This is a genomic window from Sporosarcina obsidiansis (assembly GCF_009651005.1).
GTDB lineage: Bacteria > Bacillota > Bacilli > Bacillales_A > Planococcaceae > Sporosarcina > Sporosarcina obsidiansis.
This window is the reverse complement of record NZ_WHVW01000003.1, coordinates 41,500-68,257: the sequence shown is the minus strand read 5'-3', so window position 1 is coordinate 68,257 and position 26,758 is coordinate 41,500. Positions and strand designations below refer to the sequence as shown.

The window sequence follows — 26,758 nt, the reverse complement described above, 5'->3', positions numbered from 1 at the left end:
AACCATTGATGATTTCAATTTTCGCTTTCTCTCCTTTTCTTATACAATGAATAAACAGAAATTTATATTTATGCAATAGAGCTTTTAATTTTACATTAATGGAGAGTGTATATATTGAAATCATCGACTGATAAACATAAGAAGGAAAAGAACGGCATTAACGTCTTTGTTCTGCTATTTTGTCTAATTATCTTATCCGCAGTATTAACGTATATTATACCTGCCGGAGAATTTGGACGGACAGAGGTTGATGGACGTGAAGTGATTCAACCTGATCAATTCTCGTTCGTAGAAGGTCAACCAACAGGATTTTTAGATATATTCAGTAATATTCATTCAGGAATGGTGAACGGCTCCGCCATCATTTTTTTCGTTCTCATTGTCGGAGGTTCTTTTGGCGTATTGTCAGCAACGGGTGCTTTGGACGCCTTTATCACCATGCTATCGGTTAAGATGGCACATCGAGGAAAGTTACTAATACCCGTCTTAATGTTCTTCTTTGCTTGTGCAGGTTCTTTGATGGGGATGTCTGACGAAACAATCGTTTACATTGGGATTTTAGCTCCTTTGGCCGTTGCGTTAGGATTCGATGCGCTCACCGGTTTTGCTATCGTAACGTTAGGCGCGTCGGTTGGTTTCTCATCCGCTGTGATGAATCCATTTACCGTCGGAATTGCTCAAGAAATAGCTGGATTACCTACCTTCTCAGGAATCTTCTTCCGCATTGTCTTGTTTATCGTTCTCTACGTAGCAGCCGTTTGGTATGTGTATCGTTATGCAGGGAAGGTGCAGAAAAATCCGTCGATCGCACTTTACGGGAACTACCAGCCAGGCGCACAAGACGCCATTGAAAACTTATCCAGTAAGATGGCTACACGACATAAGCTCGTATTACTAGTATTTTTATTAAACTTCGTTGTCCTCATGTATGGCGTCATTAAAATGGGGTGGTATATTACCGAAATTGCAGGATTGTTCCTATTGTTCGGTGTCATCATGGGATTGATCGGAAAATTAACACCTTCTCAAATCGCTGACAATTTCATTAAAGGCGCTGGTCAATTAATCGGCGGTGCTTTGATTATCGGATTGGCACAAACGATCTTAGTTACGTTTAAAGATGCTCAATTAATGGACACGATTCTTTACTATACAGCAGGTGCGCTCGATACACTTCCTGCCGCCTTAAATGCAGTCGGCATGTTCATCTTTCAATTAGGATTAAACTTTTTAGTGCCTTCTGGGAGCGGACAAGCTGCCTTGACGATGCCAATCATGGCTCCTTTGGCAGATATGACCGATGTGACCCGCCAGACGGCTGTCCTCGCCTACCAACTTGGTGATGGCATGTCGAACCTTATATTCCCGACAGTTAGTTTCTTGATGGCTGGACTCGCGATGGTCGGCATTTCCTGGACTAAATGGGTGAAATGGGTCTTCCCTTTCATGCTGATTCAGGTAACCATTGGCATCATCGCCTTAGTCATTGCACAACTTATTCAATATGGACCTTTCTAATGTAAGAAGGAGGATTATAAATGAACCATCAACTAACAATTGAATCTCTTGCTAAACAGGCGATCCAAGATAGAAGACATCTGCATCAATATCCTGAACTTTCAGGAGAGGAATTTGAAACCTGTGAAATGATTCGAAAACGCCTTGAAGGTCTACAAATTGACATTCTAGACTACGCGTTGCCAAGTATCGTTGGATTTGTGAAAGGAACAAGCGGTGCAAAGACCATTGCCTTACGAGCGGACATTGACGCCCTTCCTATTCAAGAAGAAGGGGATATTCCTTACATTTCAAAACGTCCGGGTATCTCCCATATGTGTGGTCATGACGGTCATACAGCAGTCTTGCTTGCCGTGGCCGAGTGGTTAGCTGCTAACCGTGATACGGTCCAACCAAATGTCTATCTAATTTTCCAATCCGCTGAAGAAATTACTCCAAGTGGTGCGCAGGCACTTGTCGAACAAGGCGTTTTGGATAATGTGGATGCGATATTCGGTCTTCATCTTTGGCAAGGTCTGAAGAAAGGTTATTTCGGCATTACGCATGGACCGATGATGGCTTCTATTGACGATTTTGAGGTTACTATTACAGGTTCTGGCGGTCATGGATCCACGCCTCACGAAACGATTGATCCGATCTACATAGCGACACATGTCATTCAGGCATTCCAAAACATTATTAGTCAGAAACTAAACCCTTTAGATGCCGGTATCATCACGGTCGGTAAAATAGAAGCAGGTAGCTCTCCCAACATTATCCCGAATACCGCTAAGCTAATTGGAACGATCCGAGCACTGACGCCAAAAGCTGTAGAAATCATCAAACAGCAAATCATCCAGATGACAGAAGGGATTTGTCAGGCATTTGGCGCAACGGCTCATGTGGAGTTTATCGTTGGTACGCCCCCTCTTGTAAATGATGAAGTGCAGTCACGCTTCGTTGAAAAAGTGCTCGTTGATGCATTCGGTGAAGAGCGTGTGAAATTAGTCGACCCAAATATGGGCGGAGAAGATTTTGCTTACTATTTGCAAGAAAAGCCGGGTGCGTATATTTTCGTTGGGATGGAAAGCGAGAAAAGCGCCTATCCTCATCATCATCCAAAATTTAATATTGATGAAGATGTGATACCCGATGCAATTCAAGTATTTATAGAAATTCTAGAACAATATAAGGATATCGCGATATGAAAATTACAAAAGTAGAATTGTTTGCAGCACGTTTGCCACTCAAAGAACCATTTATCATTTCTTACGTTCGACTGGATGATATGCCAACTATTTTTGCTCGTATCGAGACAGATGAAGGGATTGTCGGTTGGGGAGAAGCAGTGCCAGATCAAAACGTTACTGGTGAGACGTGGGAAAGTACTTACCATGTCATCCAGAACGATTTGGCTCCTTTACTGCTCAATGAAAATCCGTTTTCAATCGATAAGATTCATCAAAAGTTTACACAAGCTATATTGGGTGTTCCTTCTGCAAAGGCAGCACTTGATATTGGGTGTTCCTTCTGCAAAGGCAGCACTTGATATTGCCCTCTACGATATTATGGGAAAAGCGTCTAACCTACCCGTCTACCAGTTACTTGGTGGAATATCACATGACGAACTACTAGTCCCTCAAGTATTGAGTATCAAATCGCCTAAGAAAATGGCTGAGGATGCACAACGCTATGTATCCGAAGGCTTTCGTAGTATCAAGATAAAAGTCGGTACGGATGCAACAACAGATATTGAGCGTATTAGACAGGTTCGACAGGCTATTGGCGAAGGTATTCACTTGCGTGTGGATGCGAATCAAGGATGGAATCGTCTTGAAACATTGCGTATCATTCGTGAAACGGCTGATTGTCAGGTAGACTGGTTTGAACAACCAACCATCGCTCATGATCTAAAATCACTCGCTGAAATTAGAGCTGTCTCCCCTGTTCCTATCATGATTGATGAAGGAGTTAGCAATACCGCTGATTTATTGAATGTCATCGAATTGCGAGCGGCAGATCTATTAAATATTAAGCTAATGAAAGCTGGAGGGATTTATCCCGCGCTTGCCTTGACTAGCATGGCAGCGGCGGCAGGAATACCTTGTCAGCTAGGTTCTATGGTAGAATCCGCTATCGGTACAATGGCGGGTGCTCATATAGCGATAGCACAATCGAATATTAAGACAAATGAAATGGTGGGACCACTAAATTTCAGTAAAGATGTGGCACATATTCCATTCATCAAAGATACACTGCAATTCAGTGATCTCCCCGGTTTAGGTGTCGAAGTAGACGAAGCTTATGTAAAAGAAATCACGAAGTTTTCATGTGTCATTCAATGACAATAAAGCCGGCAAGGAGATTGATATCTCTTGCCGGCTTTATTTTATTTATCTAAATACATTACTGCAAAGTTATCATTTTCCATTGGATGAGGTTCGTATCCTTTTACGTATTTAGCAAAACCAATAGGTGGTGTAGTATGCGCTAACGGTACCCATGGTGCATCTTCATGGAAAATTTCCTGCGCTTTCTTGTACAGCTTGATTCGTTCGTCTTGATCGAATGTGACACGTGCCTGCTCAATTAGATTTTGGAATTCTTCATTGTCGTAAAATGCTTTGTTATTCGCCGGCACTTCCATATTGGTGTTGCTCAGATTCGGATAAAGGAAGTTGTCCGGATCTGCCATGACACCCGTCCAGCCGTACAATGCCATTGGATGCTGCCCGGCTCCTGTTTTTTCTAAATAGGTCGCCCATTCATACGTAACAATTTTCGCTTCAATACCAATTTCCTGTAAATTAGCTTGAATCGCTTCTGCTGTTTTCATTGGCTGTGGAAGATAGGGACGCGGATTATTCATTGTCCAAATTTCTGTTTCGAATCCATCTGGATAGCCAGCCTCTGCAAGCAAGGCCTTCGCAGTATCTACGTCAAACTTGTAGTCCTCGATTTCATCGTGATAGCCCCATAATGCAGGTGGAACAGGATTTTTCGCAACTTCTGCAAAACCACTGTAGAATCCATTGACCAATGCCTTTTTGTCAATCGCCATATTGATCGCTTGTCTAACTTTCACATCATCAAATGGCGCCTTCTGTGTGTTCATGACCATAAAGCCTTCATTAAAACTTGGACGTTTGACGAGTTCCAGGTTTTCATCGTCTTCTACCGTTTTCGCATCTTCCGGATTCATCCCGTCAATGAAATCTGCTTCTCCACTCAGTAATACATTCAATCGTGCAGAGTTATCGGGAACGACCGTAAAAATAATTTGATCTAGTAACGGCTGATTTTCTACATAGTAGTCTTCATTTGCTTTGACGATAATTTTATCATTGCGTGTCCAGCTATCAAATTTGAACGGTCCCGTACCAACTGGATTTTCAAAGAATCGCTCATTATACTGCTCAATCGCTGTTGGACTAGCCATCCCAAACATAGGAATTGCCAAATAGCTGATGAACGGTGCAATTTTCTCTTTCAGCTTGATTTCCACTGTATGTTCATCTACAGCTTTCACATAATCGATTTTGTGATCCTCGTCTCCTTTAAATCCACCATATAAAAATGGATAGTACGGGAAATCACCAATATGATATTCATTGTCTGGATCCATCCAACGCTCAAAGTTGAACACAACAGCGTCTGCATTGAAGTCGGTACCGTCATGGAATTTCACATCTTTTTTCAATGCGAGCGTCCACGTTAATCCATCTTCACTCGTTTCATAAGATTCTGCTAATTTAGGTTGTAATTGTAAGTCTTTATCATATTCAAATAACGTTTCGAAAATAGCATGTGTCACTCGAATAGATTCACCGTCTGTAATATTGATCGGATCAAGTCCTACTGAATCAGCGCCTCGTGCATAGACCATCGTACCGCCTGCTTTTGGGTCACTCTTTTCTTTCGAAGCATCTGCCTCTTTGTCACTTCCATTGGAACAAGCACTTAGAATGAACAATCCTAAGAATACGCTTATTACGTATACAAATCGTTTCACAACATATCCCCCTCTAGGTAAGTATCTTAGATGTACCTTTCTATTCTCAGTTAATTGATTTGAAAAGTCAATATACTTCCGTAATAGATAGTGGTCTAGCACATAAACTTTCCAACAACCGTCTTTTCATCTGCCCAATGAAATCTTGCACGATACCTCCTCCTTTGCTACTGATCACACCTCTACATTCTTTATTCACAATGAAAGAACCCTTTTCCATGCGTAATACACATTAGAATAGGGTTCTTACTAATACTAATCAGCTAGACTCGTTTATATCTTATCAAAACACCCATCAAAATAATGAAGAGAATTCCACAACGCTTGAACTCCTTTTGCTACTAGTTCATAGTCTGTCCACTCATCAGCAGAGTGACTAATACCGTTTTGACTCGGAACAAAAATCATTCCAACCGGTGCAATAGAAGCTATTTGATTGGCATCATGTCCAGCTCCACTAGGGAGTTTTATACTGCTACCCACTTTATTGCAGCTTTCTTCAATTCCTTCAATAATATTGTCTTGGATTACGATGGAGTCCGATACGGATATCGGTATCATACATATCTCTATATTTCTTTTAGAGGAAATGGATGCGATACTCTGCTCAATGTTACGAGTCGCTTCATCTAATACATCAGGTTGCAACGATCTAAGTTCGAAATCGAATGTTACATGTCCTGGAACTACATTGGACGCGTTTGGTTCCACAAATAAGCGTCCCACCGTACCAACGATTTGCGAAGTATAGGATTGATTGGCTGCGTCTTCAATGGATAAAACGACTTCTGAAGCAGACGTCAATGCATCTGTACGCATATTCATAGGGGTCGTTCCTGCGTGATTCGCTATTCCTTTACAAACGACTTGGAAACGCCGGATTCCAACAATGCCGGTAACAATTCCTAATTCATGATTTGTTTGTTCCAAGACCGGTCCTTGTTCAATATGCAATTCCAAATACAAGCGAATATCTCCAGCCGTTTTCTTTTCTTCATTAATTGCTTCTGGTCTTCCATCTAACTGTTCAATTCCTTTACGAAGTTTCAATCCTGTATGATTGACCCTATCAAGAACCTCATCTGTCAGATTTCCTACCATGCCGCGGCTACCAATAGTAGAAATACCAAACTCACTAGCTTCCTCTGCAGTGAAATCGACAATTAATAAGGTGTGTTCTAATGTCACATCTTGTTCCATCAATTGGCGTGCGATTTCAATTCCACCTAGTACACCAATAATTCCGTCAAATCGACCACCGCCAACGACTGAGTCCGTATGAGACCCGATCATGATGGGTGGGAGTTCTGGACGGCTCCCCTGTCGTTCACCTATTAAATTGGAAGCAGCATCTACATAAACGGTAAGTCCCGCACTTATCATTTCAGACTTCAGCCATTCCCTACTTTGTTGATATTCTTCTGTGAATGGCCTGCGGGTATATAAAGGACGCTCTTTATCAATAATTGTAGCCAAGGTGGTAATCTTCTCTTTGATTCGCTCAACATTCAACTTACATTGTGGTTGCATTGGAGTTCTCACCTCCAAATACAGCAGGAATATATTCTCCATACCCTTTTTTACCGTTCACTTTTTCGCCATCGAAAATGACTTGTCCACGCAAGAATGTATACTGGATTTGTCCTTGAAGCTTCATCCCTTCATAGGGGCTCCAGCCAGCATTAGAATGCATATTCTCTGCTCGCACAACTGATTCTTCTTTTGGATCCAGCACAACGAAGTCAGCATCGTATCCTGGAACTAGTTTTCCTTTTCGATGTCCTAATCCGAAGCGGCTCGCTGGATTTTCACTAACTAACTGAACCAATCTGTTCAATGAAATTCTTCCCTTTGCAACACCTTCGCTATACAGAATAGGAAGAAGTACTTCCACACCCGGAGCACCTGAAGAATTGTCAAAAATATTCTCATGCTGTTTTGCTTCTATTGGCCAAGGTGCATGATCAGATGTCACTATATCTATTTCACCTTCGCTCAATAACTCCCATAAACCAAGACGGTCTTGTTCTGATCGCAATGGTGGATTGATCTTTCCTAAAGCACCCAGTCGATCCATGTCCTCTTCACTAAACACAAGATAATGTGTGCAAGTTTCTGCCGTGACATCTGCACCAAGCGATTTATAATGCTCAACCAGTTCAAAGACATGAGGGAATGTCGTATGATGCAAATGAGCCTTCGCATCCAATTGGAACGCCATCTCTAGGATCGTCAATGCTGCAGTGGATTCTGCTAGTTTAGGACGGCTCAAACAATGGGCTATAGGATTATTGAATCCTTGGTCTTTGTACTTTTCGATATTCTTACGGACAATCGAATCGGTTTCCGCATGAACACTGATCGGTCTTCTAGCAGCTTTTGTTAGTTGAAAAGCTTCCGCCAACACACCTTCTTCAATCTTAGGAAACCGTACTGGATGGGTATTGAATAATGAAATCTTAAACCCACAAGCACCTGCTTCTGACAAGATCGGAATTTGATCCAATCCGTTTTCAGGAGCAATCGTAGCTAATAGCGCTACATCTACCACGGATTCTTTTTCAAGCAATTGAATCTTATCTGTAAATACCTTTTCATTGCATATTAACTTATCTGCATCATAAGGCATTTCAACAATCGTAGTGACACCGCCACCCGCTGCTGATCTTGTAGCTGCCTCGAATCCTTCAGTCAATGCACTGTAGCAATGAACATGCGCATCTACCGCTCCTGGCAATACATACTTACCTGACGCGTCAAAAACCTCAATATCAGAAGCAACCGTTTCTTCAATAGAAACTACTTTACCGTCTTTATATAATAGAAAGTGGTCAAAACACACTTGATTGGGGCTTACGATATTTCCTTTTATAGCTTTTAAGGTACTCATAAATACCATCCTCTCCTAACAATAACTCATTTGAACAAATCAACAAGGAACGTACTAATCGCTGGAATGTAACTGATAATCAAAACATCGACGATTAATATGAATACAAAAGGCAATATAGCCTTTGTGATTTGTTCTAGTCGAATTCCTGCAATTTGACAAGATACAAATAAATTTACTCCTAATGGAGGAGTGCACATACCGACCGCTAAGTTGGTGATCATGATCATACCAAAATGGATTGGATCAATACCCATACCAACTGCGATTGGAGTTAACAATGGAGCCAAAATGATAATGGCCACACTTCCATCGAAGAACATACCAATAACTAGAAGTAACACATTAATGATCAATAAAAAGACAATCGGGGATTCTGTTACAGATCCGAAAAACAAAGCCAGTTTTTGTGGAACAGCTTCTCTTGTTAACACCCATGCAAACAACCCTGCGTTCGCAATAATGAACATGACAATAGAAGTGCTGACAACAGATTTGGATAATATCTCTAGTAAATTAGGAATTTTTATTTCTTTATAAACAAATGTACCGACTAGGAAAGAATACGCTACCGCTACGGCTGCAGCTTCCGTCGGGGTGAAAATACCACCGTAAATACCCCCTAAAATAATGACTGGCATTAAAAGCGCCAAGGTTGCATCTTTAAAAGAAGCCCAAATTTCTCCTTTAGGTAAATCTGATTCTCCCTTGTATCCTTTAATCTTAGAGATTATAAAAACACCAATCAGCAATGAAACGGCAATCAAGATACCCGGTAGAATTCCTGCGATAAACAGATCACCAATCGATACGCTTGCTGCAACTCCAAATAAAATCATGGATACACTCGGAGGAATAATGACTCCTAGTTCACCGGCCGTAGCTTGAAGTGCTCCCGCGTAGCTTTTGTCATAACCTTTTTTGATCATCGCTGGAATGAGAATAGATCCTAACGCAGCAGTCGTTGCAATCCCAGAACCCGAAATCGCTCCGAAAAACATTGCCGTCACTACGACGACCATCCCGAGTCCGCCTGTAAATTTGCCAACTAAAGCATTGGCAAACCGTACCAGTCGTTTCGCAATCCCACCTTGTTCCATTAATGTTCCAGCAAAAATAAAAAATGGGATTGCCATTAAAGGAAACGAATCAATAGAAGTGAATAATTTTTGAGTAACTACGCTTAACGGCAAATCACTTCCGAAAAGAATAGCCAATAAAGAAGAAAGACCTACAGAAACCGCGACAGGTACTGATAGGATGAGCAAAATGGCGAGAGAAACTAATAAAATAGCTAACATGTTACAAATCCACCTCGCTCTTTATCGTCTCTTCATTTTTAATCAGCTCCAACAGAACTGCTATTGAATTCAAAATTAATGCCGTCGCACCTATTGGAATGGACATGTATGGAATCGACATGCTAATTTGCAGTGCTGGACTTAGCTGGTGTTGAACAGCTGTAACTGTGGATATTCCAAATAACAATAAAGCAATGAAAAAAGCAAGGCACACTATGTAGACTGCTAATTTAAGAATTCTTCTCTTACCTGGAGATACTTTTTCTGCAATAATTTCTAATCCAATTAAAGACTGTGTTCTTAGAGCTAGAGATGCTCCAAGAAGAATCGTGAGTATCATTAAGTATCGTGCTAATTCTTCTGACCATGAAAATGTACTGTGAAAAAAGTATCTGGATATAACTTGAGCCACAATAACAATGGACATGATCGCAAGACTAAGGGCTGCTACAACTTTGATCCCTTTATTAAATCCATCAATCCATCGAATAACTGTAGACATAGGAATCGTCCTTTCTATTCTGTCTTATATTGATCTTTCCAAAACTCAGCGATTTCCAACCGTTTCGCAATCCAAACCTTGTCCTTCTCAAGTACATATTGCAAAAATTCCTTCAATGCTGAAATCCGATAAGGCTGTCCGATAATTCTAGGGTGAAGGCCAATTGTCATCGTTTTCGGATGCGTCTCTCCTTCTTCCCACAAATAATCGAATGTCCGCTTGAGCGTGTCTAGAAAGTCAGTAGCACTGCCAAAGCCTTGTGGTCTAACAAACTTTCCGTCATTCAGTGTCTGGTTATACGGTACGATCAAGTGTCTGCTTCCGTTCACCGTTTCGTAGTAAGGTAATTCATCGTTATAGGCATCGGAATCATATAGGAAGCCACCATGTTCTACCAACAGTTCTCTCGTATTTACTGAAGGACCATATCGGCTATACCATCCTGCCGGTGCCGTTCCACAAGTTTTCTTAATCGAATCGTATGCCAATTGAATCCTTTCTTTTTCCTCTTCACGGCTTAACTTCCATGCCTTTTCCCATCTCCAGCCATGTGCACAAACATCATGACCACGTTCTTTAATCCACGAAGCAACTTCAAGATTTCGTTCCAATGCGACCGCACAGCCAAATATCGTTACTGGAATATCCAGTTCATCGAATAAACGCTGCAATCGCCAGATCCCTACCCTGCTGCCATATTCAAACACTGATTCCACAGCGATATCCCGCATATGGTTCGGCATTAGGGGATTGAATTCAACAAATGTTTCATTCTCGTCATCACCTAACGACTTCATTTGTTCCGAACCTTCCTCATAGTTAATCGCGATATTCAAAACGACCCGTGCTTCATCTGGCCAATTTACTTGTAAACCTTCACGACCGTAACCTACAAAGTCTCTTAGTGGTCCTGCAACAGGATACTCAATTAGTTTAGACAATGTAAAATCCCCCTCTGCCTTTTAATTCAATACGGATTACTTTTCACTTTCGATGATCTTGTGCAGCTCGCCATACTTATCTTCGTATTTCTTATATACAGGTTTTACAGCTTCTTTAAATGGTTCTAGATCGATATCTTCTATGATCTCCATCCCATTTTCCTTTGCTACTTCCATATATTCTTTATTCAGTTTCTGAACGAATTCACGCTCATGTATTCCTGCTTCTTTTGCTGAGCTCAATATAATTTCTTTCATATCTTCATCAAACTTATTGAACAAATCATTATTCATTAAGATAGCTCCACCGGAATACATATGATTCGTGATCGTCAGATATTTATGCACTTCGTAATACTTTTGTGGAATTAACACAGCTAATGAATTTCCTTGACCATCTACGATACCTTGCTGTGCAGATAAAAATAGTTCACTGAACGCAATAGGTGTTGCAGAAGCGTTAAATGCATTAATTGTATCGATTTGTACTTGATTCTCTTGAGTTCTCAACTTCAGACCTTTTAAATCTTCAAACTTTTTGATTGGTTTATCATTTGTTGCGATATTGTATGCACCATTATCTACCCAATACAAGTTTTTAATATTGGCATCCTCTAACTGCTTTGAAATCTGATCTCCTACTTCTCCGTCCAATACTTTTTCAGCATGTTCGTTACTTTCAAACAGGAAAGGGAAGTCTAACGCGTTGACCTTGTCAGCGAAATTTCCAAGAGGACCCGTAGACAAAACGGCCATGTCTATACTTCCCGCTTGTAAGGATTCTGCCATCTCCCGCTCTGCTCCTAATTCTGAGTTAGGATGTATTTGAACTTTGATAGATCCGTCACTTTTCTCTTCCACTAGCTCTTGAAATTTCAAAGCTGCTTCATGTAAATGAGAATCTAATGCTCCGCCATGCGCAAGTGACAGCGTTTTCATTTCACTTTCATTAGATCCATTTTTTTCACCAGAACAACCTGCCAATACACTTAAGCAAAGAACTAAAAACAGAAACAGTTTACCTACATTTTTCATCGTAATCCCCCTAACAGATTATCATTAAATGATAATCTAAATTCATTTATTGATAAATCATATATTAATTATTTAAAAAAATCAATAGCTTTTATAATCTTCACTCGATATTTTATGCTGTTTTTTTGTAGAGACTTAGTAAATTTATTCTCTTATTTCTTTACCTTTCTTCAACAAACATCAGATGAAAAGGGCCTTTTTCCATAATTGGAAAAGGCCCGAAAGTATAGCTTTTTTTATAATTTTCGCAACGCAGTTGTGAGTTCACTGGTTGCTTTTTTTATTTCTTGGATGGTCCGATCAATTGCATCTTCGTCAAAACGTACTTTAGGACCGGCAACTGTAATACTAGCAATCACGTTATTATTCAAGTCAAATATAGGCGCAGCAATTGCAAGTGTGTCCGCATCCACTTCTCCTATTGTTTTGACATAACCTTGCTGACAAATCTTTTTTACTTCCTCAAAAAATCGTACTTGATCAATAGATGGATGAATAGATAACATATCATCTATTATGTTTTTCTTTTCAAAAGCTAAAATAGCTTTTCCAGTTGCCCCTTCTGTTAAGGAGTGCTGTTTTCCTTTTTGAGCTACAAATCTAATGAGACGATCTACCTCTACGGATTGCACTGTGACCCCTACATCGCCTTTTTTGATAGCTAAAAATGAGGTTTCATTTAATTTTTCAGTCAAATCTTTCAAGAGAGGTAATGATATACCCAATAAATCATTCTCAACTTTTAAATAAAGGTTTTGAGCTAACGAGAATAGTTTGATACCTAACCCTATTTCTCCATGCGGTTCTCTAGTGACTACTTCATTTAACTCTAATGTTTTAATTAATCTATACACAGTAGATGTTGGGATAGAAACTTTTTCGGATATCTCTTTTACAGTCATCGACTTATTTTCTTCAGCTAAAGTAAATAAAATATCGAGTGCACGTCCTACAGTTTGAGTCTGATTCATAAATTAATTCCTTTCTTTTTATACAATTATGTATAATTCTCTCCATACTATTTTCGTATCCTCTGTTAAAAAACAAGCTACTGCCTATTTTTATGCATAGTAATAGTACACAGGTATATGCTCAACTGATGGTTTGCATAGAACACTCACAGAAATTGAAGTAAATTAGAAACAGACTAATCTGCATAGTTTCAGTTACCTATTTTATCTAATCAACAGGAAATGTCAATGTTCGAAACACGTCTCTTGATTGAAGTTTAAAGTGCAATATGGTTTAATAAAAGAAGGAAAAACTTCACTAGATTGTAGGGGGATGCTATGATGGGTTTAGATGAGACGATAAAAATACACTATTCTTCCTTATCTCCCGGCCAAAAAAAAGTGGCTACTTTTTATATTGACCGACCACAAGAAGCAGCGTTACTAACAGCCTTTCAAATCGGAAAACAGGTGGGTGTAAGTGAAACAACAGTCATTCGTTTAGCATATGCACTGGGATTTAGCGGCTATTCAGAATTACAACAAGCTCTTCGCAAAGATTGGCTCTCACCTAAGCAGAACATTTATGAAGGATCTCCTTCAGAAGAGAAGCAAATGGATGATAATTACTTCATTCACCAAGTAATCCAGAGAGAACAAACTATTTTGCAACATGTTAAGGAGCAAATCAATACTGAAGATATTTGGCAAGTGGTTGACGTTCTCATTCATTCAGACCGAGTATATATTGGAGGCTTTGGTAGTTCATATGCAGCAGCGTATTGGCTGTTTTATGCGCTGAAGCAAATGAGAGATAACGTCGTAATTTCCAACCCAACTGGCTTTATGACAGAAGATATTTGTGATTTGACTGCAAACTCAGTAGCCATAATTTTTTCCTTTCCACGCTATCGTCAAGATACCGTACAATCGGCAAAGATGGCTAAAGAGAGAGGTTCAAAAGTGATCGGTATTACGGATAGAGCACTATCTCCTCTCGGTCAGCTGGCAGATATGACGTTTACAAGTGCTGAAAAAGACACAGTCGACTCTCATTCCATTGCATCTATTATTAGTTTGTTGGATATGCTTCTTGCAGGCATGAGAATCCGCGATCGTGAACGCATTTCCAAGCGGCAACAGCACCTAGAGCAACTATATACAGAACAGCAATTATTTTTAGAATAGAATGGAGGATATTTCCTTGAATAATCCAATTCAATTCATTGAAGACCGTAGAGAACAGATCTTGCAAACCTATCAAGAGTTGCACAAACTCGCAGAGCCTAGCTGGGAAGAACAAAAGACATCTCGTTATTTACAGGAAAAACTATCAGCTGCCGGTCTACAAGTCAAAACCTATACAGGTCACTATGGATTTATTGCAGAAATAGCAGGAAAAAAGGAAGGCGTCATTGCGCTTCGTGCCGACATGGATGCCTTAGTTCAAGAAGTAGATGGTACCGTGAAAGCCAATCACTCTTGCGGCCACGACGGGCATAGTACAATGGCGTTGTATTCAGCGTTAGCACTCCAAGACAGTAAATTCTCTTTACAACACACCATTCGGTTCATCTTCCAACCTGCAGAAGAAAAAGCAGAAGGTGCGCTGCAAATGATGGAAGAAGGTGTTTTGGAAGATGTATTGTTTTTAGGTGGTGTGCACGTCAGACCACACACAGAAGTACCTTTTGGCAAATCAGCCCCTGTTATTTTACATGGTTCTTCTGCGACATTAACAGGAGTCATTACAGGAACACCTGCCCATGCAGCACGACCAGAAGAAGGTAATAATCCGATTGAAGCGGCAAGTTTATTGATTCAGTCGTTAAAACAGATCCGTCTGCCCGGCAATAAAAAATACTCTATAAAAATGACGGAACTGCATGCCGGTGAAACGAGTAATTCTATTCCTGCAAGCGCCCGATTCACTTTGGATATTCGTGCAGAAGCGAATGAAACGATGGATGCTTTATTGTCAAAAGCCCGCCATATTATTGACAGCACTGCTAAACTGACAGAAACGAATATTACTTGCAAGGAAGAAGGGTATTCTCCTGCTGCCACTAAAAATGACCAGGCCGTTCATCTAGCACAGCATGCGATCGGTTCTATATTAGGTAAGGAAAATGTGGCTGCTCCTTGCATTTCACAAGGAGCAGAGGATTTTCATTTCTACACATGGAAAACGCCTCATATTCCCGCCACGATGATCGGCTTGGGCTGTGATTTAAAACCTGGACTTCACCATCCACAGATGACATTTAATACAGACGCCTTGATCTATGGAACAAAAATACTAACCCAACTGCTACTAAATGCAGATCAAGGAATGGAGGAGAATAGCCTGTGATAAATTCAGCTTCTTTAACGCTTCGATTAATAGAAACGCTTGAGGATTTACACAAAGTTCATGCGCTGGAGTCCATCGTTTGGAGTGTAGAAGACACCGTACCTATCAGTCATACCATTGCTACCGTTAAAAACGGTGGATTGATCTTAGGTGCATTTGACGGGGATAAATTGATCGGCTTTCAATACAGCTTTCCTGGATTTGACGGCAAAGAGGTCTATTTATATTCACATAGTCTCGGCATCCATCCAGATTATCGTAAACTGGGTATTGGCGAAAAATTAAAAGTAGCTCAACGGCAAGTTGCACTTGAAAAGGGATTTGACCGTATTATTTGGACCTATGATCCACTTGAAACGGTCAATGCAAACTTAAACTTACATAAACTACGCGCTGTCGTCGTGGCTTATATTGAAAATGCTTATGGAGAGATGGAAGACGAGATGAATAGTGGAATTCCAACCGATCGTTTTACAGTGGAATGGAATATTCGACAAGAGCCTTCCGATATCAGTCCCATTGATTTACAACACAGCCCTTCACTTATTGAAACAAGTGTTACTAATGGATTTTTATTTGCAGAGCAGACGCATTGGCGAAAAGATGATGAGATCGTGTATGTTCCTGTACCAGCCAACTTTCAAGAGCTTAAACAACACGATTTTTCAGCGGCTATGATTTGGCGAGAAAAGACGAGAGAAGTGTTCAAAGATTATCTGAACAACGGATGGGTCGTGACCGATCTTTTAAAACATCCGGAATTCAGTGAAAGCTATGTCTATATATTAGAGAAACGAGGGAATTCAAATGGAAATTAAAACTGTCATTTTACGGTATATGAAGATGAGACTGTTACACCCTTTTCAAACGAGTGTGGGAACAGAGATTGATAAAGATTTTATTTTGGTAGAAGTGAAATCAGAAAAAGGCATATCTGGATACGGTGAGTCAGTAGCCTCTATTGTTCCGCTCTTTCACGAAGAGACCGTTCAAACAAATTGGCATATGCTACAAGATTATTTAATACCTGCTCTATTCAAGGCATCCATTCAGCATCCCGACGATGTCTCGAAGGCTTTTACTCATTTTCGCGGGAACTACAATGCCAAAGCGGCGATTGAAGGAGCTGTTTGGGACTTATACGCGAAAGAACAGAATTTACCGCTCGCTACTGCACTTGGTGGCACGAAGAAACAAATAGAAGTAGGCGTGAGTATTGGGATTCAAGAATCTGAAGCGAAGTTACTACAGAAAATTGAAGGCTTCTTGGATGCTGGCTTCAAGCGAATTAAAGTCAAAGTTATGCCGGGATGGGACTTGGACATTTTACGTGCCGTTCGTCGTCAATTCCCTGATATCCAGCTGATGGCAGACGCCAATTGTGCCTATTCTTTAAAAGATATCGATCATTTGCGTCATTTTGATGAGTTTGGTCTTACTATGATTGAACAGCCATTAGATCATGGAGATATCATCGACCATGCACAGTTACAAGCTCAAATTGAAACACCTATTTGCTTAGATGAAAGTATTCATTCTGCAGAAGATGCTAGAAAAGCAATTGAACTGGGCAGCTGTAAAATCATCAACTTAAAAATCGGACGTGTAGGCGGTCTAACTGAGTCCAAGAAAATTCATGATCTCTGTCAGCAATATCAAATCCCGATTTGGTGTGGCGGTATGCTAGAAGCAGGTGTTGGACGGGCTCATAATATCGCCATCACAAGCTTGCCAAACTTTAGTCTTCCCGGCGATACAGCTCCATCTGCGCACTATTGGGATGAAGACATCATCTTGCCAGAAGTCACTATGCATGACGGGCTCATTGAGGTGCCGACAACGCCTGGTATCGGGTTTGATTTGAATTGGGACAAGGTGGAAGAGTGCATGGTGCATAGTCGGGTGTTTCACAGGGGTTAATGGACGTAATTGGCATATAGTAAGGCTGGAGGGATTTTTATGAAAATGACGGTCTATACCCAAAATCAAGAAATACTAGCTGGCACCACAATGAAGGATAGTGAACAACTCGAAAATAATAACATGGCCCTTCATGCTTGTGAATCGACAGATCATGTGATTCGAAACAGAAAACGATTAGCCAGTTTTCTACAGTACAGCCTTGCAGATTTCGTGTTCGCCAATCAAACACATAGCGCAAACTTTCATTGTGTGACAGTAAATGACCGAGGTAAAGGGGCAGACAAGCAAGAAACTGCGATTGCAGATACAGATGCGCTGTACACCTTTGAGCCAAATATCGTGTTATGTAGCTTGACTGCAGATTGTGTCCCAGTACTGTTCTACAGTGATGATTGCCCGTTAGTTGGAGTCATTCATTCGGGGTGGCAAGGGACGGCGAAGGAGATCACGCTAAAATTATTCCGCCACTTACAGCAAGTAGAACACTGCGACCTCCGTCAAGTACACGTACAAATCGGTGTTGCACTCAGTCAGGAGAAATTTGAAGTGGATGAAGATGTCTATAAGAAATTCTACGATCTTGGCTATGCTGATGAGTGGATGGAATACAATCAAACAACAAATAAATACCATATTGACAATCAACTGACGGTGAAAAAGCAATGTGAGTTAGCTGGAATTCCTTCTAGCAATATTACAATTGACCGTACTTGCACATTCCAAAGCGCAGATGGTTTTTCCTATCGTGAGGATAAAAAAGCAGGACGGCATTTGAGTTTTATTCGAAGGACAACATAAAACAGGCAGTGACGGAATATGTCACTGCCCGTTTTCACTTTAATTCAACCTTGACGTCTCCTTCTAGATAGTTCGGATATGCAAACAATTCAAGCTTCAGTGGGTTCGTGTAATTACTTTGACGAAAACTTACGTTCCACTTGCTGGATCCTTCGTCAGAGTACGTTCCAATTGCAGATTTTTCAACCTCTTTTCCTTTAGCATCTATTATGGAGCTGAATAAGTCGTAAGGAAAAGTCTCAGAGTCCCAATTTTTCATGGAGAGTACTACATGACTCTTATTTGATGTCAGCAACTGGATTTTTTGATCTTCCGGCTGATTGAGCCATTCCCCTGTTTCTGTATTGATTTCTGCTACCGCTTCTTCTTTACTCAGAGCTTGCACCTTATTGATTCGCAAATAAAGCTTTTCCGTCTGCGCAAAATAATTGCTCTGTAGAAAATATATTTGACCACCGTCTTCGTCACCAAATGCTGAAGATCCATTGCGGATCGATCCCCACACTTCCCCTTTTTCATACTCCAGCCGCATATCCTCAAACTGCAAAATTTTCATCGCGTTGGAAGGATTCATCGAAATCTTCACGCCTACTCGCAACGGTGACACGGTAATAGTCTCAACAGTGAATTTTTGTGACTCGATTTCCACTTCTTGATTCAGATTGAGGAACGAGCCAAAGTATCATTCCACCGCGCCAAAGTACCATCGAACCGAGCCAAAGCTTCTTTGGACCGCGCATTAGTCAATCCGCACAGAGCCAAACCAGTAACGGAACGAGCCAAACTAGCCATTCACCGCGCAATTCCTCTATCTTTAGCACTTCCACAAAAACAAGGACCATCCAAAAAGTCAGTTAATAATGACTTTTCAAACAGCCCCTTTACATCTATCTATTCTAATACCTCAGACCATTCGTCCTTCCATTTATTCACCGCGGCATCTATTTCATCTTTTGCTTGATCGGCTTCAGCGCTCTTTTGTTCTTTCAGTTCATTAAAATGAGTATCCCTTAGCTCTCGTTGCTGTTTAATCATTTCGAGTACCTCGCTAGCCACTTCTTCGCTAATATACTTTTCATTTTTCAAGAAATAGACGGCATCGGTGATTCGTTGGCTTTCACGAGTAGAGAGGTTTGTTAGTCGATCATAAATGAGAGTTAACGCTTCCATCTGACCGACCAGATCTTGTAGTTTCACACCTTGCTGCGTGATGACCTGCATTCTACTAGGCTTCCATTTCTGAATAAGTACCTCTTCAAATTCTGCTTGATTTCGAACCGTTGCATATTGGCCACCACCCGCTTCTGCCACTTGCTTCAGTTGATTTTGCCCTTCATCATCTACGTCAAATCCTATAATATTAACTTTCGCCTCTATTTGGCTGGCATTCAATTGTTTAGCCGCCGCTATTGGATCGCCACCGCAAGTTTCCACACCATCACTAACGACATACACTATATTTCGGAATTTCTCACGATCGTAAGTAGACAAGTAGGTTCGTGCTTTCTCCATAGCTCCCGCAAGCGGTGTCCATCCACTCGCCTCAAACGAATTCATTGCTTCCTGAAATGAAGGTTCTTCATAAGCACCTAATGGATATAGTGTCTCGATTGATGAGCACGATAATTTTCGATCAGCCTCTGTGCCTTTTCCTTTATGACCATAGGCAAATAATGCAACATTCACAGAATCGTCTAACTCACTTGTAAAATTTTCAATCGCCTCTTTAGCCAAATTCATCCTAGATTCACCTGCGATTTCAGCCTTCATGCTGCCACTCGCGTCCATTAAAATGACAATATTGGTTTTTTGCGATTTCACCCGCTCGATTTCATCCTCACCTGTAGGTAATTCTGGCATTACATACCCATGATCAAAATCAACCAACTGATCATAGTATCGTTTATACTGTCCCGATCCCAACGTATAGACTAGGTAGTCATAAATTGACTCTGCGTTAGCTTGCGAATGTTCTTCAAAATAGGCTGGTAGTTCTCTTTCCATCACTCCCTTAAATGTATCCTCATAAAATCTAAGATACGCAACGAAATTAACTGTACGCGCTGCTTCTACTTCTGGGTCCATGAATTCTTCTACTAAAGTACCTGCTGACTGATGCATTAGATCGTCTATCGTCTGAGCAGCTGGCGGAATTTCATCCTTCACTGACTCTTTTACAGGTTGCCCACTTTCTTCACTTGTAGTAGAAGAACCCTCCTCCTTTTCTCCTGTTTGATTTGAACAAGCTGCCACAAACAAAAAGCTACATATCAACCACATAAAAAATATTTTTTTGTATGACATCGCTATCCCCCTTTATCCATCTTCCAATACTCCTATTTACGATTGAGCAGACAAAGAGGTTTCTATGTAAAAATTCCTGACTTTTCCATACAATTCACTGAAAAATAGTCGAAAGGAACTTATCCAACGACTACTAGGTGATAAGCTCTACACAAGAAAGAAGCTGTCCTGAAATGCGGACAGCTTCTAATTTCCTTGCTATATTGGATTGGCAACGCTCATACATCATGTATAAGCTGTTTAGCACTCAGTAAACAGCCCTTATAAATACGATTAAATCTTAAATTGTTCAACTGCCTGACTGAGATTTTCACTAAGTTCAGTCAACTTCATTGCCGAATCTGTGACAGATTGGGTAGCTCGTAACTGTTCTTCGGTGGATGCACTCACCTCTTCACAAGCCGCTGCCGTTTCTTGAGCAGTCGCCGCCATCATCTGAATCGTTTGTGTCACTTGTTCTTTATAATTCGTCACATTCTGCACTTGGTTATAGACATTATCTATGGATTGCTGCATGTCGTTCATCAAGTTAGAGATATCGCCAAACGTTGTTTCCGTTTGATCGACTACACCGCTTTGACGATGAAAATTATCCATCGTTTCCTGCATTTGAACGGTGACCAATCGAGACTTTTCCTGTAATTCTAATACAGTCTCTTTAACTTCATCGGTAGACCGAGCAGATTGTTCTGCCAAATTACGCACTTCTGCTGCTACTACAGCAAACCCTTTACCATGATCACCGGCACGAGCCGCTTCAATACTGGCGTTCAACGCGAGAAGATTCGTCTGTGATGAGATATCGGTAATCGTCTCCATCACACTGCCGATTGCCTTCACTTTTTCTCCAAGCGTCCCAATGACTTCAAACATAGAGCGCAAATCACCTTCCCAATCGGAAAATGAACCTTTTAATTGTTGCATCTGCATCGAACCATTCGTATTCATCTCGCCCGCTTGCTGTGCAATATCCGTCATCTGTTCCGATTTACGAGCAATATCATTAATCTGGTCGCCAAGCATCTCTGCTTGTTCCGTAACCAATTCTGCATCTTCTGCCGATTTCGCAGCACCTTTGGCAATTTCCCCTACCGCATGAGCCACTTCTGAACTGGACGCGTTCGTCTCCTCAGCCACCGCGCTCATACTCTCCGAATTTAAACGCACATTGCTAGCAGATTGATTCACAACTGTAATGATCTTGTCCATATGGTCGATCATGACATTAAACGAGTTTCCTAGTTCACCCATCTCGTCCTTCGACTGTATATCGGAGCGGACTGTCAAATCACCTTGTGCTACTGCCCCCATGAGGTTCTTCAATGTGCCAACCGGTTTCAAGGTACGGCCCATTACTATATACAGGACAATAAGTAAGACGATTAACGTAATAATTGTAATCACAATCATAGAAATACGTAATTTGCTCGCCATCGCATTAATATCCTTCTCATTATAAACCGCACCAATCTTCCAACCTAACTTTGGAAGAGTAGAATAAATCATTACTCGTTTCTTCCCCTCCTCTTCGTACCGGAGAGTATTTTCCTTTGAATCACTCTCATACATTTTAGATATAATTGGCGAGTCGATCAGGTTTTCTCCTTGATATTTCGGATGTGAAATAGCCATTCCCACATTGTCCATCATGATCGGGTATCCATTAAATCCTAATGACGTATCGGATATTTGAGATGTAAAAACCGATAACTCAATTGTCAATCCAATGACTCCTGCAACCTTCCCATCGACTGTTACCGCTTTTGCTGCCGTTATCGCAAAATCATTGGTAGCTACGTCAACATATGGATCTGTCCAAAACACGGAGTCAGGGTCTGCTGCAGCCCCCTTATACCAACCTCTACTCGTTGGATCAAATCCCTCATCCAACTCTACTGCGGGAACGTGAAGCATTTTCTTATCTGGTGTTGCATAGTAAATAAAAGACGTTTTATCATAGACTTTCAAAAAATCTTCCAATTCCTTTATCGTACCCTGTTCTGCTACACTCTTCTTCTCTCCAGTAGTATTCTGGTAGGTTACAAAATCCTCAGAATTAGCCAATTGACCTAAACCCTTTTCAAATTGCGTTAGATATCTTTCAATCGAACGACCCATTTCATTTACGACTGCCTGGCTTGCCTCGATGTTATTCTCAAATGAATTCTTTTGCACAGCCGTACTACTGAGAACGGTCATAACTATTGCTCCCAAGAAAAACAGGACCATTGACACACTGATCACTTTCATCTTTATCGAATTTTTCATATGAAATCTTCCCCATCTATGTATAATATCTTACACCTACTATTTCGGCCAAAAGACTCAAAACTTTAGTTTTTATAAAATATTTATAATAATTTTAAAATTACCGAATAAGAATACCCCTCTACATAAAGTAAAGGGGTTCTCATTTAAAACTTTTTCTCATCTTTTGAATCACTGTTTTCTCGTTCGGACTTTTTACGTATTTCCTTAAAGTCTGGTTCATCTCCAAATTCAGTATTGTAATTTACATTCCTGAACGTATCGCGATTTGCTCTATGCTCTTCTTCTGCCTCTTCATCCGGTCTGAATAAGAGCACGATTGTCGCTAATCCACTAAGCCCAACAATTGCATAAATAATCTTTGCCAGTAATGTATCTTGCCCTCCAAATATGGTAGCCACTAAATCAAAGTTGAAAAAACCGATCAATCCCCAGTTAAGGGCACCAATAATGACCAAAGCTAACGCAATCCGCATAAACATGCTCATACCTTACACCTCCTTTACCTACCCAAAGTCGAATCCATACCAATTTAATTGTTACGTGTAAAGATTCCTTCATATGGTTCACCAAACGAGCATTTTCATGCATTTTTCATAAGAATTGAGCTGTCCCAGGTTCTATTTCAACATTTTGGACTCTACAGTAGAAGAAGACTGAAAATGAAAGTAGGGATAGCATGCGAATTGATGGTGTTTTTTCAGGTGGTGGATTAAAAGGATTTGCACTAGTGGGGGCAGTTCAGGAACTAGAAGAACAAGGCTATCATTTTAAAAACCTGGCCGGAACGAGTGCAGGATCGATCTTAGCAAGTTTTCTGGCTGCTGGTTATACGGGGAATGAAATTAAAGAGATGTTAGCGGAAGAAGACTTCCAATCACTGCTAGATCCTCGAAAGACCCTTCTTCCATTCCCTTTTATGAAGTGGGTTTCTCTTTACTGGAGAATGGGATTATATCAAGGAAAGGCGCTTGAAGATTGGTTCTTTGACAAGCTCGCACGAAAAGGTTGCTATGCATTTGGCGATCTTCCGAAAGGCTCTTTAAAATTAGTGGCATCTGATTTAACGAACGGTAAAATCATGGTGTTACCAGACGACTTAGACCAATATGGCTTTGATCCTAATAAATTTTCGATCGCCAAGGCATTACGTATGAGTTGTGGTATTCCTTATTTTTTTGAGCCTGTCCGCTTGGATGCACCAAAAGGGACAGTTGTCGTAGACGGTGGAGTGCTTAGTAATTTTCCCATGTGGATTTTTGAAGATGATTCACAATCAGAGAAGCGCCCATTAATTGGACTAAAATTAAGTCGACGCCAAGAAGAAGTACCTGAACGCTCTATTCACAATGCTTTGCAATTATTTGAAGCGTTATTTTCAACGATGAAGAACGCTCATGACGAAAAATACATCTCCCGAGAGCACGAAAAAAATATCGTCTTTATTCCAGTAGAAGATTATAGTGCTACAAAATTCGATATGACTGAAGAGCAAATTGAAGAACTTCTGACAATCGGACGAAACCGCACGAAGCAATTTTTACGCACCTGGTCTCCTAGTCGTAACTCTCCCCACTTACGAGTAATTAGACAGAAAAATGTCATCTAAATGAAATATTTGACTTCAATTCAGTTTAGACCCTACACGTGCCGGGTAAAATGACTTACAAGGAGGGTTGCGATAATGACCAATTGTCAAGAAAGTTATATTTTCAACCGAGAACTTCAACTTCTGAATGATGAATACCAAACTGCACCCGCCGATGTAAAATCTTTTATCCTACAAGATATTCAGCTGCTCCAAACGGCGATCTCTCTTTTGCAAGGCGATGCAAGTTAGTTATTTTATTTCATATAATAAACAACTTCCCCATCACTTGATTCCGTCCGACTCTTTCTTCTTCCGCTGCCAAATCATACTTTTTCAATAGATGAAACACCTCATTTAACGTCTCTTGTTCCAATGGCTTGCTTAAAAACAATTCACATCTTTCCACTAGCTCTTGCGGCATAAATGTTTGCTGTTCTTTTAGCTTTTGTTTAACGTCTTCAGTAGAATGGTCAATAGTGCATCTGCTTATTTGTGTTCACTCCTTTGTCTGAAATTCTATTACACTATTCCGTGAGTTTGTAAGGAAGGCTCACTGAGAATCTTTTCTTTGTTCATTTGACAATCTATAACGCGCTTTCTATACTGGAATTACTATTATACGAACGGGGTGACGAGTGGACAATGGATAACTAATCTATGGAAATTGAAGGAAACGAATATTTTTTCGTTTACAACAACCATAGGATTAGTCTGTTCATTTTTCGACTCGCGCAAGTTTTGTGCGTTTTTTTAAACATGGCTAATCCTTCTAAACTACTTGTTTAGAGGGATTTTTTCTTTCTAAACAAAAGGGAGAGATGCTTTATGCAGATTACGGTAGCACACCGTTTATTCAAAGAAACAACCGTAACGATAGAACACGGCGAAACAGTTGGGATTGTTGGACCTAATGGATGCGGCAAGTCTACACTTTTACACCAATTGCACGATGCTATAAAAACGAGTGCAATTGTGACACAGGAGGCACAAAGCCAAAAACTAGATTATACATCTGAGGAACTTGCTTTTCTAAGTGATTGGCATGTCCCTAACTTCCCTTAAGAAAGTTTAAGCGGAGGTGAGCAATTGAAAGTACGCTTAGCAAAAGCATTGACTTCACGCGCTGCGATTATTTTACTTGATGAACCGACCAACCATCTAGATGAAACGAGCGTTTTGAAATTAACAGACCTTATTCAAGGGAGTTCCAAGACATGGATAATTGTTTCACATGACCGATTCTTTTTAGATCAAATAGCTACAACTATCTGGTCCATTGATGACGGTGCCATTGATATGGTAGCTGGTAATTACAGTCAGTATGAAAAGTGGCGTAAGGTGAAGCGCGACAGTCAGATGCATGCTTATTCAATTCAACAAAAACGGATTGCACATGTCGAGCAACAGCTTAATGACCTACAGACATGGTCAGCAAATATGCACAAGGAATCTACCGCCAATCACCATCCGAAAGCGATGGGTGCGAAGGAATATTATCGTACCAAGGCAAAGCGTGCTGACAAACAAGTGAAATCCAAGCGTAAAAAATTAGAACAGCAGCTACAAGAAAATCATGTAGAAAAGGTAAGCAAAGAACACGCCATTCATTTTTCGCTTGCAACAGAGCGCACGATGGGAAAACGCATTATCGAATTAAAAAACAGTGTGATACACCCTATTTTACAAAACGTTAACCTTGTTGTTACACGCGGTGAAAAAATCGCGGTACTTGGAGCGAATGGCACCGGCAAATCTACCTTGCTACAAGCAATGTATACTCATACCGTCACAAGTGGTGAGCTATGGCTATCAGAGGCCGCAAACATCGGTTATTTATCGCAATCCGTTTATGACCTTCCTGTTGAGCAAACCATTGCCGAATTCTTCACATACGATAATTTCGAAGAAGAAGGTGAAATTCGTACTCAACTGATCCATTTAGGCTTCACCAACACACATTGGCATACAACCATTCAACAGTTAAGTATGGGCGAGCGTATCAAACTAAAAATTGCACAATTTATTTTTGAGGGACGTAATGTTTTATTATTAGATGAGCCAACCAATCATCTCGACATTGCCTCACGTGAACAATTAGAAGAAGCACTACAAGCTTATGAAGGCACTATTATTTTTGTCTCTCATGATCGTTATTTCCGAAATAAGTTGGCCACTCGAAGTGTAACGATTGATAATGGTACCTTACACTTACCTAGAGCTATAAATACTACATCTGAAGAATTGCTAACATTGGAAACAGAAAAACAAGCAGTGCTTGGCCAATTATCCTTTTTAACGCCTAAAGATAAACAATATGCCAAGCTCGACGCTCGCTTCAATGAATTATTACAATTGATTAAGGCGGCTAAGTCGTAATCTACTCACGTCATGTG

Annotated in this window: 26 protein-coding genes and 1 pseudogene; 14 read left to right on the top strand and 13 right to left on the bottom strand. The window is 40.6% G+C overall.

What is annotated here, in order from left to right; genetic code table 11:
• Positions 1 to 114: 114 nt before the first annotated feature.
• Genes GD002_RS03850 through GD002_RS17880 form a run of 4 tightly spaced genes read left to right on the top strand, consistent with a single transcriptional unit; the run spans position 115 to position 3,842 of the window.
• Positions 115 to 1,518: a YfcC family protein gene (locus GD002_RS03850; protein ID WP_408020075.1), complete on the top strand. Its 1,404-nt coding sequence runs from the start codon at positions 115 to 117 to the stop codon at positions 1,516 to 1,518.
• Between the two features lie 20 nt (positions 1,519 to 1,538).
• Positions 1,539 to 2,705 carry a M20 metallopeptidase family protein gene (locus GD002_RS03845; RefSeq protein WP_153731020.1) on the top strand — a complete coding sequence of 389 codons (1,167 nt, stop codon included), beginning with the start codon at positions 1,539 to 1,541 and terminating at the stop codon, positions 2,703 to 2,705.
• Entirely contained in the window at positions 2,702 to 3,046 is a 345-nt protein-coding gene (locus GD002_RS17885; RefSeq protein ID WP_255425126.1) for an enolase-like domain-containing protein, read from the top strand. The genes GD002_RS03845 and GD002_RS17885 overlap by 4 nt, the downstream gene beginning before the upstream one ends.
• The gene (locus tag GD002_RS17880; protein ID WP_255425125.1) at positions 3,015 to 3,842 is read left to right on the top strand and encodes a mandelate racemase/muconate lactonizing enzyme family protein; all 828 of its coding nucleotides are present in this window, start codon (positions 3,015 to 3,017) and stop codon (positions 3,840 to 3,842) included. Before GD002_RS17885 ends, GD002_RS17880 begins: the two co-directional genes overlap by 32 nt.
• A gap of 44 nt (positions 3,843 to 3,886) precedes the next feature.
• Here GD002_RS17880 and GD002_RS03835 read toward each other — a convergent pair whose 3' ends face one another.
• The 8 genes from GD002_RS03835 to GD002_RS03800 all read right to left on the bottom strand — a co-directional run bounded on the left by GD002_RS03835 (position 3,887) and on the right by GD002_RS03800 (position 13,149).
• Entirely contained in the window at positions 3,887 to 5,509 is a 1,623-nt protein-coding gene (locus tag GD002_RS03835) for an ABC transporter substrate-binding protein (protein WP_153731019.1), read from the bottom strand.
• Between the two features lie 273 nt (positions 5,510 to 5,782).
• The gene (locus GD002_RS03830; RefSeq protein ID WP_153731018.1) at positions 5,783 to 7,039 is read right to left on the bottom strand and encodes a Zn-dependent hydrolase; all 1,257 of its coding nucleotides are present in this window, start codon (positions 7,037 to 7,039) and stop codon (positions 5,783 to 5,785) included.
• Entirely contained in the window at positions 7,023 to 8,399 is a 1,377-nt protein-coding gene (locus tag GD002_RS03825; RefSeq protein ID WP_153731017.1) for a dihydroorotase, read from the bottom strand. Before GD002_RS03825 ends, GD002_RS03830 begins: the two co-directional genes overlap by 17 nt.
• 26 nt (positions 8,400 to 8,425) lie before the next feature.
• Entirely contained in the window at positions 8,426 to 9,700 is a 1,275-nt protein-coding gene (locus GD002_RS03820; protein WP_153731016.1) for a TRAP transporter large permease, read from the bottom strand.
• Position 9,701: 1 nt separating this feature from the next.
• The gene (locus GD002_RS03815; protein WP_153731015.1) at positions 9,702 to 10,202 is read right to left on the bottom strand and encodes a TRAP transporter small permease; all 501 of its coding nucleotides are present in this window, start codon (positions 10,200 to 10,202) and stop codon (positions 9,702 to 9,704) included.
• A gap of 14 nt (positions 10,203 to 10,216) precedes the next feature.
• Positions 10,217 to 11,143 (bottom strand): polysaccharide deacetylase family protein, encoded by a 927-nt coding sequence (locus GD002_RS03810; protein ID WP_228548286.1) that lies wholly within the window; start codon positions 11,141 to 11,143, stop codon positions 10,217 to 10,219.
• Positions 11,144 to 11,179: 36 nt separating this feature from the next.
• The gene (locus GD002_RS03805; protein WP_153731014.1) at positions 11,180 to 12,178 is read right to left on the bottom strand and encodes a TRAP transporter substrate-binding protein; all 999 of its coding nucleotides are present in this window, start codon (positions 12,176 to 12,178) and stop codon (positions 11,180 to 11,182) included.
• A gap of 236 nt (positions 12,179 to 12,414) precedes the next feature.
• Positions 12,415 to 13,149 (bottom strand): IclR family transcriptional regulator, encoded by a 735-nt coding sequence (locus GD002_RS03800; RefSeq protein WP_153731013.1) that lies wholly within the window; start codon positions 13,147 to 13,149, stop codon positions 12,415 to 12,417.
• A 321-nt stretch (positions 13,150 to 13,470) separates the two neighbouring features.
• Between GD002_RS03800 and GD002_RS03795 the strand changes: the two genes are divergently transcribed.
• From GD002_RS03795 to GD002_RS03775, 5 genes are read left to right on the top strand one after another with little or no spacing between them, the layout of a single operon-like run.
• Positions 13,471 to 14,316 carry a MurR/RpiR family transcriptional regulator gene (locus GD002_RS03795; protein WP_228548285.1) on the top strand — a complete coding sequence of 282 codons (846 nt, stop codon included), beginning with the start codon at positions 13,471 to 13,473 and terminating at the stop codon, positions 14,314 to 14,316.
• Between the two features lies 1 nt (position 14,317).
• Complete coding sequence (locus GD002_RS03790; protein WP_153731011.1) at positions 14,318 to 15,481, top strand: amidohydrolase; 1,164 nt, start codon at positions 14,318 to 14,320, stop codon at positions 15,479 to 15,481.
• On the top strand, positions 15,478 to 16,299 hold the full coding sequence (locus tag GD002_RS03785) for a GNAT family N-acetyltransferase (protein WP_228548283.1): 822 nt from the start codon (positions 15,478 to 15,480) through the stop codon (positions 16,297 to 16,299). The genes GD002_RS03790 and GD002_RS03785 overlap by 4 nt, the downstream gene beginning before the upstream one ends.
• On the top strand, positions 16,289 to 17,401 hold the full coding sequence (menC, locus tag GD002_RS03780; RefSeq protein ID WP_153731010.1) for an o-succinylbenzoate synthase: 1,113 nt from the start codon (positions 16,289 to 16,291) through the stop codon (positions 17,399 to 17,401). Before GD002_RS03785 ends, menC begins: the two co-directional genes overlap by 11 nt.
• 39 nt (positions 17,402 to 17,440) lie before the next feature.
• The gene (locus tag GD002_RS03775) at positions 17,441 to 18,202 is read left to right on the top strand and encodes a polyphenol oxidase family protein (protein WP_153731009.1); all 762 of its coding nucleotides are present in this window, start codon (positions 17,441 to 17,443) and stop codon (positions 18,200 to 18,202) included.
• A gap of 34 nt (positions 18,203 to 18,236) precedes the next feature.
• On the opposite strand, the gene GD002_RS03770 is transcribed toward GD002_RS03775, so the two are convergent.
• The 4 genes from GD002_RS03770 to GD002_RS03755 form a co-directional block, all read right to left on the bottom strand.
• Positions 18,237 to 18,863, bottom strand: a complete 627-nt coding sequence (locus GD002_RS03770; protein WP_228548300.1) for a DUF5643 domain-containing protein — start codon at positions 18,861 to 18,863, stop codon at positions 18,237 to 18,239.
• 230 nt (positions 18,864 to 19,093) lie between these two features.
• Positions 19,094 to 20,506, bottom strand: coding sequence for a vWA domain-containing protein (locus GD002_RS03765; protein WP_153731007.1), 1,413 nt, complete (start codon positions 20,504 to 20,506; stop codon positions 19,094 to 19,096).
• A 273-nt stretch (positions 20,507 to 20,779) separates the two neighbouring features.
• Positions 20,780 to 22,774 (bottom strand): methyl-accepting chemotaxis protein, encoded by a 1,995-nt coding sequence (locus GD002_RS03760; protein ID WP_153731006.1) that lies wholly within the window; start codon positions 22,772 to 22,774, stop codon positions 20,780 to 20,782.
• A gap of 146 nt (positions 22,775 to 22,920) precedes the next feature.
• The gene (locus GD002_RS03755; RefSeq protein ID WP_153731005.1) at positions 22,921 to 23,262 is read right to left on the bottom strand and encodes a DUF378 domain-containing protein; all 342 of its coding nucleotides are present in this window, start codon (positions 23,260 to 23,262) and stop codon (positions 22,921 to 22,923) included.
• Positions 23,263 to 23,453: 191 nt separating this feature from the next.
• Between GD002_RS03755 and GD002_RS03750 the strand changes: the two genes are divergently transcribed.
• Together GD002_RS03750 and GD002_RS03745 are read left to right on the top strand one after the other, a co-directional pair.
• Positions 23,454 to 24,383: a patatin-like phospholipase family protein gene (locus GD002_RS03750; RefSeq protein ID WP_153731004.1), complete on the top strand. Its 930-nt coding sequence runs from the start codon at positions 23,454 to 23,456 to the stop codon at positions 24,381 to 24,383.
• 75 nt (positions 24,384 to 24,458) lie between these two features.
• Positions 24,459 to 24,614 (top strand): hypothetical protein, encoded by a 156-nt coding sequence (locus GD002_RS03745; RefSeq protein ID WP_153731003.1) that lies wholly within the window; start codon positions 24,459 to 24,461, stop codon positions 24,612 to 24,614.
• A 10-nt stretch (positions 24,615 to 24,624) separates the two neighbouring features.
• On the opposite strand, the gene GD002_RS03740 is transcribed toward GD002_RS03745, so the two are convergent.
• Complete coding sequence (locus GD002_RS03740) at positions 24,625 to 24,786, bottom strand: hypothetical protein (RefSeq protein WP_330583375.1); 162 nt, start codon at positions 24,784 to 24,786, stop codon at positions 24,625 to 24,627.
• Positions 24,787 to 25,190: 404 nt separating this feature from the next.
• Here GD002_RS03740 and GD002_RS03735 point away from each other — a divergent pair, with 404 nt between their 5' ends.
• From GD002_RS03735 to GD002_RS18095, 3 genes and pseudogenes are all read left to right on the top strand, one after another.
• The gene (locus tag GD002_RS03735) at positions 25,191 to 25,427 is read left to right on the top strand and encodes an ATP-binding cassette domain-containing protein (RefSeq protein ID WP_153731001.1); all 237 of its coding nucleotides are present in this window, start codon (positions 25,191 to 25,193) and stop codon (positions 25,425 to 25,427) included.
• A gap of 15 nt (positions 25,428 to 25,442) precedes the next feature.
• A pseudogene (locus GD002_RS18120) lies at positions 25,443 to 25,508 on the top strand (hypothetical protein); the annotation flags it as partial.
• Positions 25,509 to 25,661: 153 nt separating this feature from the next.
• Positions 25,662 to 26,741: an ATP-binding cassette domain-containing protein gene (locus GD002_RS18095; protein WP_330583376.1), complete on the top strand. Its 1,080-nt coding sequence runs from the start codon at positions 25,662 to 25,664 to the stop codon at positions 26,739 to 26,741.
• Positions 26,742 to 26,758: the final 17 nt, after the last annotated feature.

Bases quoted from the DNA above. Each gene is read 5' to 3' on its own strand.
- GD002_RS03775 (WP_153731009.1), top strand. From the start codon at position 17,441: ATGAAAATGACGGTCTATACCCAAAATCAAGAAATACTAGCTGGCACC.
- GD002_RS03815 (WP_153731015.1), bottom strand. From the start codon at position 10,202: ATGTCTACAGTTATTCGATGGATTGATGGATTTAATAAAGGGATCAAA.
- GD002_RS03760 (WP_153731006.1), bottom strand. From the start codon at position 22,774: ATGAAAAATTCGATAAAGATGAAAGTGATCAGTGTGTCAATGGTCCTG.
- GD002_RS03755 (WP_153731005.1), bottom strand. From the start codon at position 23,262: ATGAGCATGTTTATGCGGATTGCGTTAGCTTTGGTCATTATTGGTGCC.
- GD002_RS03735 (WP_153731001.1), top strand. From the start codon at position 25,191: ATGCAGATTACGGTAGCACACCGTTTATTCAAAGAAACAACCGTAACG.
- GD002_RS03745 (WP_153731003.1), top strand. From the start codon at position 24,459: ATGACCAATTGTCAAGAAAGTTATATTTTCAACCGAGAACTTCAACTT.
- GD002_RS03805 (WP_153731014.1), bottom strand. From the start codon at position 12,178: ATGAAAAATGTAGGTAAACTGTTTCTGTTTTTAGTTCTTTGCTTAAGT.
- GD002_RS03790 (WP_153731011.1), top strand. From the start codon at position 14,318: ATGGAGGATATTTCCTTGAATAATCCAATTCAATTCATTGAAGACCGT.
- GD002_RS03825 (WP_153731017.1), bottom strand. From the start codon at position 8,399: ATGAGTACCTTAAAAGCTATAAAAGGAAATATCGTAAGCCCCAATCAA.
- menC (WP_153731010.1), top strand. From the start codon at position 16,289: ATGGAAATTAAAACTGTCATTTTACGGTATATGAAGATGAGACTGTTA.
- GD002_RS03845 (WP_153731020.1), top strand. From the start codon at position 1,539: ATGAACCATCAACTAACAATTGAATCTCTTGCTAAACAGGCGATCCAA.
- GD002_RS03765 (WP_153731007.1), bottom strand. From the start codon at position 20,506: ATGTCATACAAAAAAATATTTTTTATGTGGTTGATATGTAGCTTTTTG.
- GD002_RS03800 (WP_153731013.1), bottom strand. From the start codon at position 13,149: ATGAATCAGACTCAAACTGTAGGACGTGCACTCGATATTTTATTTACT.
- GD002_RS03795 (WP_228548285.1), top strand. From the start codon at position 13,471: ATGGGTTTAGATGAGACGATAAAAATACACTATTCTTCCTTATCTCCC.
- GD002_RS18095 (WP_330583376.1), top strand. From the start codon at position 25,662: ATGGTAGCTGGTAATTACAGTCAGTATGAAAAGTGGCGTAAGGTGAAG.
- GD002_RS03740 (WP_330583375.1), bottom strand. From the start codon at position 24,786: ATGCCGCAAGAGCTAGTGGAAAGATGTGAATTGTTTTTAAGCAAGCCA.
- GD002_RS03750 (WP_153731004.1), top strand. From the start codon at position 23,454: ATGCGAATTGATGGTGTTTTTTCAGGTGGTGGATTAAAAGGATTTGCA.
- GD002_RS03830 (WP_153731018.1), bottom strand. From the start codon at position 7,039: ATGCAACCACAATGTAAGTTGAATGTTGAGCGAATCAAAGAGAAGATT.
- GD002_RS03820 (WP_153731016.1), bottom strand. From the start codon at position 9,700: ATGTTAGCTATTTTATTAGTTTCTCTCGCCATTTTGCTCATCCTATCA.
- GD002_RS17885 (WP_255425126.1), top strand. From the start codon at position 2,702: ATGAAAATTACAAAAGTAGAATTGTTTGCAGCACGTTTGCCACTCAAA.